The sequence below is a fragment of the Sulfoacidibacillus ferrooxidans genome (genome assembly GCF_022606465.1).
Taxonomy (GTDB): Bacteria; Bacillota; Bacilli; order Alicyclobacillales; family SLC66; genus Sulfoacidibacillus; species Sulfoacidibacillus ferrooxidans.
The window spans coordinates 104,446-119,937 of record NZ_JALBUF010000001.1 but is presented as its reverse complement, the minus strand read 5'-3'; the positions used below and the strand labels follow the sequence as shown (position 1 = coordinate 119,937).

15 protein-coding genes and 1 pseudogene are annotated in these 15,492 nt (G+C 44.7%); 9 read left to right on the top strand and 7 right to left on the bottom strand.

Annotation, left to right across the window (positions count from 1 at the left end; genetic code table 11):
- The first annotated feature begins 5 nt into the window (after positions 1–5).
- A complete protein-coding gene (gene dnaJ / locus MM817_RS00715; protein WP_241711522.1) occupies positions 6–1,136 on the top strand; it encodes a molecular chaperone DnaJ in 1,131 nt (376 codons plus the stop codon).
- Between the two features lie 116 nt (positions 1,137–1,252).
- Here the strand turns inward: dnaJ and MM817_RS00710 are convergent, their stop codons facing one another.
- Positions 1,253–1,774, bottom strand: coding sequence for a mismatch-specific DNA-glycosylase (locus MM817_RS00710; RefSeq protein ID WP_241711521.1), 522 nt, complete (start codon positions 1,772–1,774; stop codon positions 1,253–1,255).
- Between the two features lie 115 nt (positions 1,775–1,889).
- Here MM817_RS00710 and prmA point away from each other — a divergent pair, with 115 nt between their 5' ends.
- From prmA to deoC, 5 genes and pseudogenes are all read left to right on the top strand, one after another.
- On the top strand, positions 1,890–2,846 hold the full coding sequence (prmA, locus tag MM817_RS00705) for a 50S ribosomal protein L11 methyltransferase (RefSeq protein WP_241711520.1): 957 nt from the start codon (positions 1,890–1,892) through the stop codon (positions 2,844–2,846).
- A gap of 5 nt (positions 2,847–2,851) precedes the next feature.
- Positions 2,852–3,628: an RsmE family RNA methyltransferase gene (locus MM817_RS00700; protein WP_241711519.1), complete on the top strand. Its 777-nt coding sequence runs from the start codon at positions 2,852–2,854 to the stop codon at positions 3,626–3,628.
- Position 3,629: 1 nt separating this feature from the next.
- Positions 3,630–4,982 (top strand): tRNA (N(6)-L-threonylcarbamoyladenosine(37)-C(2))-methylthiotransferase MtaB, encoded by a 1,353-nt coding sequence (mtaB, locus tag MM817_RS00695; protein ID WP_241711518.1) that lies wholly within the window; start codon positions 3,630–3,632, stop codon positions 4,980–4,982.
- A 46-nt stretch (positions 4,983–5,028) separates the two neighbouring features.
- Positions 5,029–5,388, top strand: a pseudogene (locus tag MM817_RS00690) (NUDIX hydrolase); the annotation flags it as partial.
- Positions 5,389–5,436: 48 nt separating this feature from the next.
- On the top strand, positions 5,437–6,126 hold the full coding sequence (gene deoC / locus MM817_RS00685) for a deoxyribose-phosphate aldolase (protein ID WP_241712253.1): 690 nt from the start codon (positions 5,437–5,439) through the stop codon (positions 6,124–6,126).
- Here the strand turns inward: deoC and MM817_RS00680 are convergent.
- Positions 6,112–7,089 (bottom strand): Na/Pi cotransporter family protein, encoded by a 978-nt coding sequence (locus MM817_RS00680; RefSeq protein WP_241711517.1) that lies wholly within the window; start codon positions 7,087–7,089, stop codon positions 6,112–6,114. The genes deoC and MM817_RS00680 overlap by 15 nt on opposite strands.
- 94 nt (positions 7,090–7,183) lie before the next feature.
- Here MM817_RS00680 and MM817_RS00675 point away from each other — a divergent pair, with 94 nt between their 5' ends.
- The gene (locus MM817_RS00675; RefSeq protein ID WP_241711516.1) at positions 7,184–8,458 is read left to right on the top strand and encodes a class I SAM-dependent rRNA methyltransferase; all 1,275 of its coding nucleotides are present in this window, start codon (positions 7,184–7,186) and stop codon (positions 8,456–8,458) included.
- A gap of 1 nt (position 8,459) precedes the next feature.
- On the opposite strand, the gene MM817_RS00670 is transcribed toward MM817_RS00675, so the two are convergent.
- From MM817_RS00670 to MM817_RS00650, 5 genes are all read right to left on the bottom strand, one after another.
- Positions 8,460–9,461: a beta-ketoacyl-ACP synthase III gene (locus tag MM817_RS00670; protein ID WP_241711515.1), complete on the bottom strand. Its 1,002-nt coding sequence runs from the start codon at positions 9,459–9,461 to the stop codon at positions 8,460–8,462.
- Between the two features lie 127 nt (positions 9,462–9,588).
- Positions 9,589–9,777, bottom strand: coding sequence for a hypothetical protein (locus MM817_RS00665; protein ID WP_241711514.1), 189 nt, complete (start codon positions 9,775–9,777; stop codon positions 9,589–9,591).
- 86 nt (positions 9,778–9,863) lie between these two features.
- Positions 9,864–10,619 carry a YheC/YheD family protein gene (locus MM817_RS00660; protein WP_241711513.1) on the bottom strand — a complete coding sequence of 252 codons (756 nt, stop codon included), beginning with the start codon at positions 10,617–10,619 and terminating at the stop codon, positions 9,864–9,866.
- A gap of 27 nt (positions 10,620–10,646) precedes the next feature.
- Positions 10,647–11,432 carry a HipA family kinase gene (locus MM817_RS00655; protein WP_241711512.1) on the bottom strand — a complete coding sequence of 262 codons (786 nt, stop codon included), beginning with the start codon at positions 11,430–11,432 and terminating at the stop codon, positions 10,647–10,649.
- On the bottom strand, positions 11,429–12,586 hold the full coding sequence (locus MM817_RS00650; RefSeq protein WP_241711511.1) for a glycosyltransferase family 4 protein: 1,158 nt from the start codon (positions 12,584–12,586) through the stop codon (positions 11,429–11,431). Before MM817_RS00650 ends, MM817_RS00655 begins: the two co-directional genes overlap by 4 nt.
- A 90-nt stretch (positions 12,587–12,676) precedes the next feature.
- Here MM817_RS00650 and MM817_RS00645 point away from each other — a divergent pair, with 90 nt between their 5' ends.
- Positions 12,677–13,816 (top strand): glycosyltransferase family 4 protein, encoded by a 1,140-nt coding sequence (locus tag MM817_RS00645; RefSeq protein ID WP_241711510.1) that lies wholly within the window; start codon positions 12,677–12,679, stop codon positions 13,814–13,816.
- Between the two features lie 157 nt (positions 13,817–13,973).
- Positions 13,974–15,314 carry an ammonium transporter gene (locus tag MM817_RS00640; RefSeq protein WP_241711509.1) on the top strand — a complete coding sequence of 447 codons (1,341 nt, stop codon included), beginning with the start codon at positions 13,974–13,976 and terminating at the stop codon, positions 15,312–15,314.
- Positions 15,315–15,492: the final 178 nt, after the last annotated feature.

Sequence of the window (15,492 nt, the reverse complement as noted above, 5' to 3'; positions counted from 1 at the left end):
CCACTGTGAGTAAACGAGATTATTATGAGGTCCTCGGGGTCAGTCAGTCGGCGTCGCAGGACGAAATTAAAAAAGCGTATCGTTCACTTGCTCGTAAATTGCACCCGGACGTCAATAAAGACGATCCGAGTGCAAGCGACAAGTTTAAAGAAGTGAGCGAAGCTTACGAAGTTTTGTCTGATTCAGATAAGCGAGCGCAGTATGACCGCTTCGGGCACCAAGATCCGACGCAACAAGGAGCCGGGTTTGGTGGAGCAGGATTCCAAGGGGATTTCGGTGGATTTAGTGATATTTTTGATATGTTCTTTGGTGGCAACGGCGGTGGGCGTGGACGAGGTCCGCAACGCGGAGCCGATCTAGAATATACACTGGCTATCGATTTTAAAGATGCAGCTTTTGGGTTGACTAAAGAGATTGAAATTCCACGTACGGAGACTTGCACCGTTTGTTCAGGAAGTGGTGCAAAACCTGGTACAAAAGTGGAAACTTGTGCAACCTGTCAAGGCAGTGGCGTACAAGAATTTGTAACCAATACGCCGCTTGGTCGCATGGTCAATCGGCGCAGTTGTCCAACTTGTCATGGGACAGGGAAGAAAATTGTCACTCCTTGTACAGAGTGTCGAGGATCGGGTACTGTTCGCAAACGCCGTAAGATTGAAGTGAAGATTCCGCCTGGTGTAGATACTGGGACAAGAATGCGCGTCAATGGAGCTGGCGAGGCGGGAGATCATGGTGCACCGTCCGGAGACTTGTATATTGTCATTCGCGTCAATAAACACGATTTCTTTCAACGCGATGGAAATGATGTTTATTGTGAAGTTCCTGTCACAATCGTTCAAGCTGCACTTGGCGACGAGATAACGGTGCCAACGCTCTATGGTCGCGAAACACTAAAAATCCCTGAAGGCACGCAGACGGGTACAGTTTTTACGTTGCGTGGCAAGGGGATGCCACGTTTAGGCAATGGCGTAGCACGTGGCGATCAACGAGTGCGTGTCGTTTTGCAGACGCCAAGTCGATTGACTGATCGACAGCGTGAGTTGTTTAGGGAGTTATCACGTGAATTTGGAGAAGAAGCACATGAACAGTCGCGCAGTTTTTTTGATCGTGTAAAAAGCGCATTGCGCGGAGAATAATGATCTTTGCAAGATAGACGTGTTGCATGCTTAGAATAGCCGTAGTCACTTTTATCATGTAAAGTGACTACGGCTATCTTTGTATGAAGTACCACTGCACTTTACAAGAAGAACATTTACGTAGCACCTTTACATGGTTGTATGGCGATTGCAAGTTGTGAATAGATTGCAACTTGTTCAGCGAGTCTCATGCGCACCAATCCACTGGTGGATGGGGCCACAAAATCTCGCGTATTCTGTATAGTCGGGGTCTCTGTAAAGCCCCAAGACTGCTGTCTAGATGTCCCCTTATAGGAGAGATATACACCTTTACCAACAAAACAGGCGATTCTTGGCCTATACAATGATATTTTTTGATAAAGGATCTTTGCACCTTCGCGATACTCGTTCTTGGTGATTTCATCTGCTCGAGCTGTTGGGCGTGTGACGATATTTGTAAATCCATAGCGATAGTCGTCAAGCAGCTGATCACTTTCTTCTGGTGCATATAGTCTTTCTGTTAATCCAGACAAATAAAGTACTTTATAAAATCGATTAGCACGTCCTGCATAATTGAATCCTCGCTCATAAGATCGAAGTGAAGGATTGAATCCTATAAATAACACAAGTAGCTCAGGACGTAGCTTTTCAGTAATCATCCACTCGTTACACTACCTTTCTTTTCGCTTTGCTCCCTCTAGTATGTTACACTACACCTAATGTTAACTATTGTGCGGAAGTATTGTGTCCATGCAGGGAAAAGGGGTTTTTAGAGTGGATTTGTGGCGTATTTCCGTTTCTACCACATCGGAAGCGGCAGATGCGGTCAGTGTCGCACTGGAGGAAGTTGGAGCGGTAGCGGTGGAAATTGAAGATCGTGCAGAGTGGGAGCGCAAATTGCATGAGCCAAAGTTTGGTGAATGGGTATGGGAGAAGGATTTTGCAGAGTTGAAGGAAGGCGCTCTGGTTCACGGATACTTTGAGTATCTGTCAAAAACGTTTCCTCAAACAATGGATGACAGTATTGAGTCTCGGTTAGAATGTGTGCGCCTCTCAGGCCTTGATGTTGGTTCTCTTTCTTACGCGTGGACGGAGGTATTAAGTGAATCCTATCTTCATACATGGAAGGCAGATTACCACGCGATCAACGTATCATCGCAAATGACAATCATTCCATCGTGGGAACAGGGAAAGACACCACTTATCGATGGCCATACGTATTTGTTGATCGATCCAGGTGTTGCTTTTGGGACAGGAACACATCAGACGACATTGCTTTGTTTGCAAGCGTTAGAATCGCTTGTTAGAAAAGATATGATGGTGCTTGATATCGGGACAGGAACTGGCATTTTGGCGATCGCAGCAGCAAAACTTGGCGCAAAAAAAGTGATTGCCGTAGATGTGGATGAGGTTGCAGTACGTGTTGCTCGAGAAAATGCACGTTTAAATGAAGTAGACGAGCGCATTGACTTATTTTGTTCGGATTTGTTGCACAATGTACCTAAACAGGGTTATCGCATCATTACGGCAAATTTACTTGCTGATCTTGTGCTACGTGTGCTTCCTGATCTGGATGAATATATCATTCCGGGTGGGGTAGTTCTGTTTTCAGGAATCGTCATGTCACAAGTTGAACGGATCGTAAAGGCGATGGAAGAAGCACAGTTTGTTGATGTGAGTGTACAGTATTTGGATGATTGGGCTGTTATTTCTGGCTGTAAGAAAGGGTAAAAAAGATGCAACGTTACTTTCTTTCAGATGATGTGGCGTTAGATGCAGGCAGAGTGGCAATTGTTTTAGAGGACTACCACCACATTGTACATGTGATGCGGATGTCACTTGGTGAGAAAGTACAGATCGGGTACAAGGGCGAAGTATATCTCGGATCCATTGTTGATATTACAGAGCATCAGGTTGTAGTTGAACTGCTAGAAGTATTACCAGCAAGTGACACTTCCTATCAGCTTACCTTGTATCAAGGACTACCTAAGGGTGAAAAGATCGATCTGATTATTAGACAGGCATGTGAAGTTGGAGTCACGAAAATTATTGTTTATGCTGCAGATCATTCCGTTGCAAAGATCTCTTCTGATAAACGTGAAGGAAGGCTTTTGCGATGGCGGAAAATCGCTAAAGAAGCTGCAGAGCAAGCAAAACGTAGGCGCATTCCGGATGTGTTTTTTGCAACGTCTATTGTGCAGGCGCTAGACATAGATCCACCAACAGCACTGCTCATTCCATATGAACGACAAGATGGGCAGATGCCTTCGATAAAAACAGTGTTGCGAACTATCGTTGATGCAAGTGAAGATCAGCTTTTATCAGAGGATGTATCCATCGGCTTTGTGATTGGACCAGAAGGTGGCTTCTCTGTTGGTGAGGTGTCGTGGTTGACTGAGCAAAAAGGCGGACAAGTTCTAACGCTTGGGCCGCGCATATTGCGCACGGAAACTGCGGCTGTAGTTACTGCCGCAATTGTTCTCTATGAATTGGACCACATGGAGGTGAAGTGAAGTGGAACGTACGCAAACAGTAGCGTTTCATACACTCGGATGTAAAGTCAATTATTACGATACAGAATCCATATGGCAGTTATTTTCTGCGCGTGGATATGAGCAGGTGGATTTTGAACAGCAAGCTGATGTTTACGTGATTAATACATGTACGGTTACACATGAGGGTGATCGAAAGTCAAGACAAATGATTCGCCGTGCGGTGCGCAATAACCCGGATGCAGTCGTCGTCGTTACAGGGTGCTATGCACAGATGGCACCTGGTGAAATTCTGGGGATTGACGGTGTAGATCTTGTGGTTGGCAATCAGTTTCGCTCGCAAATGGTGGACATGGTTGAGAAAGTGTCCATAGAACGGCAACCATTTTCAGCAGTGGCACCGATACTCGCACAAAAAGAATTTGAGGATTTAGATGTACCGATGTTCAAAGAACGTACGCGAGCATCACTCAAGATTGAGGATGGTTGTAACCATTTTTGTACATTTTGCATTATTCCTTACGCACGCGGTCTTGTGCGCAGTAGAAAGCCTGATAGCGTCCTTGCACAAGCGAGAAGACTTGTGGACGCAGGTTATTACGAAATAGTACTCACAGGGATTCACACGGGTGGATATGGTGAGGATCTAGATGGGTACACACTGGCGAAGTTGCTATTGGATTTAGAAAAAGTTGATGGCTTGCACCGTATTCGCATCTCTTCGATAGAAGCGAGTGAAATCACGGATGAGTTTATTGATGTGATTGGACGTTCAAACAAAGTGTGCAGACATCTGCATATACCATTGCAAGCTGGACATAGCGAAGTCTTACGCAAAATGAATCGACATTACACAATAGAGGAATACGCATATCAATTAGATCGAGTGCGCTATGCGTTACCAGAACTTGCGATCACGAGTGATGTGATCGTAGGTTTCCCTGGTGAGACAGATGCTTATTTTGAGACGACTGTGGATTTTATTCGTCAGCAAAAATTCTCTGAATTACATGTTTTTCCTTACTCGAAGCGTGTTGGTACGCCTGCTGCAAAATTTGTGGATCAAATTGATCATGCTGTGAAAGAGAACCGCGTAACACGTCTCATCGCCTTGTCAAAAGAACTTTCACGCGACTATCACAGTCATTTTAGCGGGCGAATGCTGCCAGTGATCCCGGAAGAAAAAAAGTGGATTAACGGTCAGGAGTATCTCATCGGCCATGCAGATAACTATATGAAAATTGCTTTTACAGGAAGCGAAGCGTTACATGGAGAAATTTGCAATGTGCAGGTGACCGATACTGGAACGGAGTTTTCGATGGGTGTACTTCAGTCTGTACTCACACAAAATGAAGAGCTTGCATGCAATAGTTAGTTAGATGGATCTGAGTCGATATAGTAGACCTTAGGGAGGGATTGTGATGACTACATTTGTTCGTGTAGCTGGTGGATTGGTGTATCAATTGATAGACGGGGAACCACAAGTGTTGATCATCGAAGACCGCTTTGGACATGTTTCTTTACCCAAAGGCCATGTGGAAGAGGACGAACTGTTGGAGGAGACAGCTCTTCGAGAGATTGAGGAGGAGACAGGTGTAGTCGGTCGTATTATCTCTCCAATTGGTACAGTTAGTTATTCCTTCGCGTATGAGGGACAGGACATCAATAAAACAGCATATTACTACCTTGTTGAAGCGATTGCCGGGGAAATTATCCCTCAGGTAGAAGAAATCGTTCAGGCGCGTTTTGTCTCGCTGGATGAGGCTCGGCGATTAATGACTGAAAAAGGCTATGAAAATAATCGTGCTGTGGTTGAAGCAGGATTAAACATGGTGGAGCAAGAAGCGCTGTCTGGCACACTACTTGCTTCGATGATTGACTCTACACTGTTAGCCCCTACAGCTACACCTGAAGAGATCGTGCGATTGTGTCGGGAAGCGCGCACGTATCAGTTTGCAAGCGTATGCATCAATCCGCTTTTTGTGCGATTAGCTGCTGAAATACTCGGTGGTAGTCCTGTTAAGGTGTGCACCGTTATCGGGTTTCCGCTAGGCGCTACAAAAACAGAGATTAAAGTGGCAGAAGCTTTGCGTGCAGTTGCAGAGGGTGCAGAAGAATTAGATATGGTGATTGCTATGGGTTATTTGAAAGCAAATGATTTACCGCGCGTCGAAGCTGACATTCGCGCAGTAGTCGATGTAGCAGGCGACCGTGCGTTGGTTAAAGTTATTTTAGAAACGTGCCTGTTATCTCCATCTGAGATCAAAGATGCAGCACAAGCGGCTATTCGCGCTGGCGCACAATTTGTCAAAACATCAACTGGTTTTGCGAGTGGAGGTGCCACTGTAGAGGCTGTGCGGACCATGCGCGAAACGGTTGGAGATCGACTTGGCGTAAAAGCGGCTGGTGGCATAAGAACGCGCCAGACTGCAGATGAGATGATTGTAGCAGGAGCGTCACGGATTGGGACGAGTTCTGGTGCAAAGCTGGTTATTTCCGCACTGTCACTTGGATTCTAACCGATCGGGCATCCATTTTTCTAGTAGCCATACGATTTGCGCCACAAAAGGTAATGCAAGTAAAGATGAGATCACATTAAACAAAAAATGAGCAAGTGCAACTTGCGTACCGATGTCTCCAGATAGTTCTTGTATGGCTACTACAAATGGGTGAAGAAATAACATAAAGAGAGTAGCGCCTGTGACATTTAAAAAAACATGTGTGGCAGCTACGCGTTGTACTGGTTTCGTTCCGCCAATACTTGCAAGAATAGCAGTGGTACAAGTTCCAATATTATTGCCAAAAACAATAGCGGTTGCGCCAAGTAGTGATAGCATACCGGTCTTCGCAAGAGTCAGGGTGAGTGCTGTAGTCGCTGAACTGCTCCCGATCATCGCAGTAATAAGGGTTCCTGTGAGCAAACCAAGTATTGGATGAATCTTGGCAAGTAGTAGCCAGTGGGCAAAAATAGGTAATGACACAAGTGGTGTAGCTGCGGCTGTCATGAGATGAAAGCCAACAAAAAGTGTGCCAAAACCGATGATACCAATGGCAAGGTATTTCAAACGGTCGCGAGTGGCTTGACTTTTTTGTAAGGTTTGACTGAGTAAATAAAGAATAACGCCAAGTAAAATCACGTACGGACCAAATCTGGCAACATCTAATGATAGTAATCCTACTGTAAAGGTGCTTCCGATGTTCGTACCAAGTATAATTCCAATCGTGTCTGTAAATTGTAAAACATCTGCCGCGACAAGCCCCATGGATATAATGGTGACAGCGGCGCTAGATTGCGTAAAAAGTGTAGCAATGATACCCGTGAGTAGACCCCTCGTAGGCGTTTTTACTAGACGTGCAATCAAAAGTTCCATTTTTTTTGAAGTCGCCTGCGCTAGACCGTGGCGCATGGTGAGCAGGCCGACGATAAAGACGCAGAGACCTATGACAATGAGCACTGCAGTCTTCATTATCGAATAAGACATGGTATATTGCCCCCCGCATTTCGCGATCATAGATGATGTTTATGCGGACAGGCTGCACATTTTGCATGCTGTGGGTAAAAGAGAGGAAAAAATTATGGGACAAATCATTTTAAAACAAAAACGTAAACGCCGTCTTGAGTCAGGACATCCTTGGATTTATCGCAATGAAATTGAAGAAGTGCGTGGCGAACCAGAACCTGGTGCAATGGTTATGGTTAAAAATCACCAAGGTCACGAGTTAGCGGTTGGATTATGGCATCCAACATCCCAAATTGCGGTGCGAATCATATCGTATGATGCTTCTGAACGAGTGGATCGTCACTGGTTAAAACGCAAAGTGGTGCAGGCATGGTCTTATCGCAAGCGTTTTTTATCAAATACGGATGCTTGTCGAGTCGTTTACGGTGAGGCAGATGGCATACCAGGTCTGATCGTAGATAAATACAGCAGTGTGGCAGTTATTCAGATCACCTCACTTGCCATGGACATACGGCGTGATTGGATTGCACCCGTACTTCAGGATGTTCTTGGTGTGACAGCTATTTACGAGCGAAGTGATGCCCCGACTAGATTGCTTGAGGGACTCGAACCAATTGAACAGTGTTTGTTTGGGGATTGCCCTGCTGAAGTAGAAATTCAAGAAAATGGTATTTATTATCACGTGGATATTAAAGATGGACAAAAAACTGGTCATTTTTTTGATCAACGTGAAAACAGGGCAGCGATTGCACCTGTCGTTCGCTTCGGAGCAAAAGAGAAGCCTCGTCCAGATCAGCGCTTTCGTGAAGAACAAGCGGACATTATACAAGCCACATCCGTACAGTCTACACGCATTGGTGCTCAAGTTTTAGACTGTTTCTCACACACGGGAGCATTTGCATTAAATGCCATTCGTTATGGAGCACAACAAGTAACGCTTGTAGATTCATCTGAACGGGCGATGGAGCAAGCACAAAAAAATGCAGCCCGCAATGGTTTTAGCGACCGTTGTGAGTTTGTTGTAGGTAATGCGTTTGATCTGTTACGTGAATACGAGCGCGATCGCAGACAATTTGATGTGGTCATTCTTGATCCTCCGGCGTTTGCAAAAAATCGTGATGCTGTGGAGAGTGCACTGCGTGGATATAAGGAAATTAATCTACGCGGGTTAAAGCTTGTCCGTGAGGGTGGCTTTCTTGTGACAGCATCATGCTCTTCGCACGTAGCACCTGAAGAATGGCGCGAAGTGATTGTTGAGGCGGCGTTAGATGCTCGTAAAGTCTTGCGCTTAGTAGAATATCGCAGTGCAGCAAAAGACCATCCACAACTAGTGGGGATGGCCGAAAATGATTACTTGAAATTTGCTATTTTTGAAGTGCGACCGAGATAACTTACATCGTAAAGAGTGCAGATCCCCACGATAGACCACCTGCAAATGCTGTAAACATGATGCGGTTTCCAGGCTTAATCAGGCCAAGCCGCATCCATTTATCAAGTGCAATGGCCATGGAGGCGGCAGATGTATTTCCATACTCCTCAAGGCATAGCGCTACACGATCTGAGGGTATGCCGACGCGTTCGCCTACGGCTTCAATAATACGCAAATTAGCTTGGTGTGGAACGAGCCAATCGATCTCTTGCGCGGAGATTTCTTGTCTGGCTAGGATACGCTTTACACTTTCAGACATACCATTAATGGCTGCTTTAAACATTGCTCGTCCATCCTGCCAAATATAAGGGGTGACTTCGTCGCGATCTGTAAGCGTGTCAAGCCACTCTTTAGGTGCGTGTACACGTGGGCAAATAGCAACATTAACACGAGTTCCATCGGAGCCAAGGTCAAAGTCGATCAATCCTTTGCGTTCTCCTTCGTTTGGAGTTGCGCGCAAGATGGCGGCTCCTGCTCCATCTCCAAATAAGATACAAGAGTTGCGATCGGTGTAATCCACGTATCGCGTAATTCCTTCTGCTCCGATGATCAAGGCCGTTTTATAAGCGCCCGTTTGTAAGAACTGTGAGCCTTGCACAAGTGCAAAAAGAAATCCTGCACAAACGGCGTTTGTATCAAATGCGGCCGCTCTGGTTGCGCCAATCTCGCGTTGAACCATACATGCTAAAGGAGGGAAGATAAGGTCTGGTGTGATGGAAGCTGCAATAATTAAGTCGATCTCCTGTGGATCAATACCAGCGTGTTCAATCGCCTTTTTGGCTGCTTGGATTGCAATGTCGGATACGGGTTGATCGTCGCTTAATTTTCTGCGTTCACGAATACCAGTGCGTGAAAAAATCCATTCATCATTCGTGTCAACTAATGCTTCTAAATCAGAGTTTGTAATTACTTGGTCAGGTAAAGCAGATCCTGTACCAATGATGGAGACATCATACAACTCCATTTAGTATCAGCTCCTAATACTTCATAATAGGGTTTGCGACTATTGTACATGGATAAGAGAGTTTTGCAAAGTATAAAAAAAGGTTCGCACATAGAATTCAGTGCGAACCTTTAATTCATGTCCATATTTATCTCTTCTGACGTGTAGGATTGATTATGAAATCTTCCGACTGCCGCGAACGAATGGCTTCAAAATTTACCTGCTTAGTTTTATCCATACGCAATGCAGACGGAAGATCATTAGCGCGATGAGTGTATTTGGGGTCAATACCTAACACATGCTCTGGCTGCTCGTGTTCTGTATGGTATTCAGCCACACGCCATCACTCCCTTTTATAGCCGCGTTACAGCTTCTTGCGGCTTTTTTTTATAACTTCTATAGCATTTTCAAACTTGGACCTCCTTATGTATGCAGTAGTTGGTTATACGTGCGTAATTCTACAGCGCGTTTAAACATTCCTGTATCCACTTCTTGTAAAATATTGAGACTAGGCTTTGTATTTATCTCTAAAATAAAAGGATGACCACTTGGACTTATTCCAAAATCAATTCCATATACTGTATTGCTATAGGTGGAATGTACACTTTCTCCAATAGACAAACTAACAACATATAATTCACGACGAACACGTGAAGCTTTTTTGAGATTATTGCTGTAGCAATACTCCAAATAATGACTCAGGGTATCTATAGTACCACCTTGTTTTACATTTGTAATCAATGTATGCGAGGGTGCAATTTTAACAAACGCACCAGATACCTCGAACAGTTCACGTTCGTTTTTCTGTATAATCATACGAATATCGGTTGCATGTCCATGCATTCGCTGTAATGGAACATAGCGCTGTACAATGCATCGCTCGCGTTTGGTGAAATCAGGTAGTTGTGAGCTCAACTCACGAAAATGCGCGACGCGATAGCGTTTTTGCTTATCGTGCCAAGTAAATCCGCGGTGTCGTTTATGAACAAATACAACCTGGTTACCGCCTTCACCCATTTCTGACTTAATGACCGCACGCCCATGCGCTTGTAACATGGTTGCAAGCGTTGCAGGTGAATATGGATGTGTTTCTGGTAAATAGGGCGAAAGTTTGGCATCCTGTTTAAGGATACAGTATTTGGTCCATTTGCTAATGGGTATAGGGCGTGGATCTCCCATCTACTATGACCTCCTCTAACTGATGGACTACAATTGAGATTCTTTTATTCCATTGTAGAAAAACCACTCACTTAATAAGGCAGGTAAATCACGCTTTCTCGAAGTGAGCATAGCAGTCATCTGCTTTTTTAGTTCTTTCGTATAAAGCGGATCGGGAACGCTATGAAGCAACTCAGAGATCGTGTGGTCTGGGATGGCTGTAATTTGTTTTGCCATACTAAGTAAATGTTCTAACTGAACATAGCGCAGCCATCCTTTGGGGATGTGGTAAAACTTCCAAGCTTCTTTCCAGTACGGATTTGTCCATGGACCTGGTTTCCATTTTCTATCACACCCGTAAGCACAGTAGGCATGATCGATGAGATACCAGTGAAAATGTTGCTTGTGTTCATAGATCATGATGTTTTTCCCAGACCCTCGATCAATATTGGTGAGCCAAATATCAAATACGATTACAGATAACAAGCGATCAAAGTGTTTGACGTAGCGAAAGGGATCGGCATGTACAATTGTAGGAGCGCGATTCCAACTTGTTATATGCACGCCGTGTCTTGGGAGTGATACGATACCGTGCAGCGTGTCCGCTCCATCTTGTATGTCTGCAATTTGGAGATTGGCACATGGGAGATGGAGCAGATCGGCGAGTTTCTTCGCGATCCACTCGTTTCCTACAATAGGACCTGCGTCATACCACTGAGAGGGATAGGCAAACTTGAAAAATCCTTGTTCTCCTTGTTCGTTGATGACACGCCAGACCTGACCCTGAGGTTTGTTTTTCCATTTATCTTCGATGATCCATAAGCTAGAAGTCACTCTATGTGCCCCTCACTTTCAATTTGTGGCTTAAATAAGTCCCCTTTTCCGGTGCCTACTTTCTCATAGCTCCGTGCAATTTCCTCCCAACTGTATTGTTTTGCTAAGGAGTATCCAAGATAACGCCGTTTTAATGTTTGATCTGGATGATTCCAAACGTGTTGTATGGCTTTTGAAATGTCTTGTGCAGTTACGTTTGTGATGATACTTGCTGTGTCGTTTGATACAAAGTCTGATAATCCACCTGCTCGGGTGGCAACAAGTGGTGTACCTGTCCCCATTGCCTCTAATGCAACAAGGCCAAATGATTCGTTACGACTAGGTACCACAACAATACCTGTTCGTTGCATGCGTTTTAACACGTCTTTGTGCGATAAGGAGCCAAGAAATTGAACATGCGGTGTAAGGTGTAGGCGTGCAGTTTCTTTGTGCAATAAAGCTGTATAATCACGGCCGCCTTGCCCGATAAGATCGAGATGAACGTTGCGATCGATTTTTCGTAAAGTAGAGATGGCCGTAATTGTTTCAAGTGCACATTTTGATCGAATCAACCGTCCAACAAAGAGAATGTGTTGCATGGATCGGTCATTCCAAATGCGAGGATTACGTGTTACTCGAGTACCGTTTGGTACGACAAATATTTTTTCTGCTGCTGTTGGATATTGTGACGTGAGTAATAGTGCCTGCCAGCGGCTTGGAGAAATGATTGCATCAGACCGTTCTATAATGTGGCACTGCCGCTGTTCCATGCGGCGTGCAAATGATGATTGAATGGTTTCTTGTGCGAGTAGTGAGTGGCAGGTGTACATGGTTGAAATACCGTAATATCGAGCCATGGCTTCTGCTAATTGATCACCTTGCACACTGTGAAGATGAATGAGGTCTGGGCGAATATTCATTTTTTTTAAATGTTTAAGAATAGGGTCTGCATAGAATGTCTGTGTACGCTTTGAAAAGTATTGTGATTCGCGTGGATAACGAAATACGCGCAGATGGCGTTTTCTTATTTCTTCGATGTGTCTTGACGAGCCTCTGGTTAAAACAATGACTTCATGCCCTCTGGCTGCCAGTGCTTCAGACAGCCGTGTAGCAACGATCCCAAGACCTCCGATGATCGTGGGTTCATACTCTGTAGCAATAACGGCAATAACCATGTACCTCACTCACTTTCGGGTGTAACGCGCTGTGTATAGTAGTTATGGGTATGTTATACAGAGGAGGTCAGTGCACTGGAATCTCTAATAGTGAGCCTTATCGCTCCAGGCGGAGCCTATTTACCGCCACGTCCATCTACCTCTGTGGAAATCTATCTATATGATCTATGGCGTGCCATGGCGCGAGGTGTCGACGTGAGCCTATATGCAAAAGAAACGGTTTTGCGAAGTAAGCAGCGACAGAAACAAAAAACGCGACTACCAGGGGCGTACGGTGAACACTTTCTTCCAGTTGTTATGCGCGACTGTGTTTTGCATGATCGACAATTATCAGTAAGGATGAAACATATTATTCAGATTGATAATCGCCCCAAATACCTACAAAAGGTAAAAACCACATTACCAAAGGCGCACATCGTACTTAGTTTGCATTCATTGACCTTCTTAGAGCCGCAGAGGATAAGCTTTGATAAGGCACTAGAGGCCTTAACTTTTGCAGACCATATTGTCGTGAATAGTGAGTTTATTAAATCTGAGTTACACGAGCGCTTTGCGGTCTCAACATCGCAGATCAGTGTGATTCATCCAGGAGTAGATACAAAACTGTTTCATCCATTACATTCGATTAGTGAGGCAAGGGAGCGCGAACGCGTGCGACGTAGCCTCCATGTCAAGGGAAAAGAGATGGTTGCCCTTTTTGTTGGACGCGTTATTTCCCGCAAAGGTGTGGATGTGGCCATTCGAGCACTAAGTCTAGCGAGAGAACGCTATGGTGCTAAAGTGGCGCTATGGATTGTAGGGAGTACCCCTAAAGGTACAGATGGGTATATACAGCAACTCAGGCGTCTTGCGCGTGGCCTACCCGTATCGTTTTTAGGGTATAAAAGTCGAAATGAGTTAGCCGGACTATTTCGTGCAAGTGATATCCTGTTGTGCCCATCACAAAAAGCCGAAGCTTTTGGATTAGTCAATCTTGAAGCACAAGCAAGCGGTCTACCTGTCATTGCAAGCGGAGCTTGGGGAATCAAGGAGTCTCTTGTGCCAAATGTAACAGGTATTTTAGTGAAGGATTATAAAAATCCTAAGTCCTTTGCAAAACAGCTGTCAAAACTAGCGAGTGAGCAGGCAGTGCGAGAGAGCATGGGGCAGGCTGGACGAATGCATGCGGAGACACACTGTACATGGCGGCATACAGCAGCGAACTATGTAGAGTTGTACGAACGTTTGTAATCCTTAAACAACAGGTTGGGAGATCTGTTTTCATAAGGGATTTGCAAACTTTGTATCCATTGATAATTTTGTATTGACAGATAATTTGACCCCATGTAATATGACATGTAAATAAACATGACGCCAGGCGTCATTGAATATAACGGAGGGGAAGCCAATGCCAATATTAAACTCAGGAGATATCGCCTGGATTCTTGCTTCATCAGCGCTTGTCCTTGTGATGACGCCGGGGCTTGCATTTTTTTACGGAGGACTGGTTCGCAATAAAAATGTGATCACCACGCTGTATCAAGTATTTGCAGTGATGTTAATTGTGTCTGTACAGTGGGTTGTGTTTGGGTATAGCTTAGCATTTGGTCCAGATGTGTTTCATGTGATTGGCGATTTACAATGGGCATTTTTCAATCATGTAGGAGCGGCACCTGATCCAAACTACGCTCCCACCATTCCAAATGAACTATATGGAACATTTCAGATGATGTTCGCTATTATAACTCCTGCACTCATTGTTGGTGGGTTAGCAGAACGTGTAAAGTTTTCTTCCTTCCTCGTGTTTATCACCTTGTGGGCAACATTTATCTATGATCCGCTTGCACACTGGGTCTGGGGTGTTGGTGGGTGGCTTCATAATATGGGGATTCTCGATTTTGCGGGTGGTACAGTCGTGCATATTAGCTCCGGAATTTCTGGATTGATTTGTGCGATGTATTTAGGTAAGCGAGCTGAGCATGGATCTTCATCCATAAAAGCGCATAATGTGCCAATGGTATTACTTGGTGTATCGCTACTGTGGTTTGGATGGTTTGGATTTAATGCAGGAAGTGCCGTTGGCGCAAACCAACTAGCTGTCAATGCGTTTTTAGTTACCAATACGGCAACTGCCGCCGCAGCACTGGCTTGGATGCTAGTGGAACGCTTGATGACAGGTCATGCAACGCTCGTTGGAGCAAGTGCAGGAGCGGTTACAGGACTTGTAGCGATTACGCCTGCTTGTGGATATGTAAATATTGAAGGATCTCTTATCATTGGAGCACTCGGCGGGGTCATTTGTTACTTTTCCTCGACATTGTTAAAAGGGCATTTTGGTTATGACGATGCTCTTGACGCATTTGGTGGACATGGGATAGGCGGAACATGGGGTGCCATTGCAACAGGGCTCTTTGCAACAGTATCAGTGAATTCAGGTGGGGGAAACGGCCTGTTTTACGGCAATCCACATCAAGCAGTTGTACAACTTATTGGCGTTGCAGCCACATGGGCATTCTCGGCCATCGGTACATTTATCCTATTAAAGCTAGTCGATGTGGTTATGGGCTTACGAGTGACAGCAGAAGAAGAAAAAATCGGGTTAGATGTAGCTTTGCATAATGAAAATGCCTATCCTGAAACACTGACTTGGGATGTGGCATCAAGTATACTAGGAAGTTTAAAACGACCCAATATTCCTTCGGAGTTACACGCAGAAGTAGCGTCACCTCCTTCAGAAGCATCTGTTTAGCATAGTGTAGATATGACATGAGAGTACAAATGGTGTAACGTCTAAATGATTGGGTAGTTTCTCCGCTAGGAGAGACTACCCAATCATTTGCGTGATAAAAAATCTATGTTATTGATGCTTCTGATTATGCTACTATAATGTTACCTTACCATTGAAATGATTTGCATATATAGAGAGG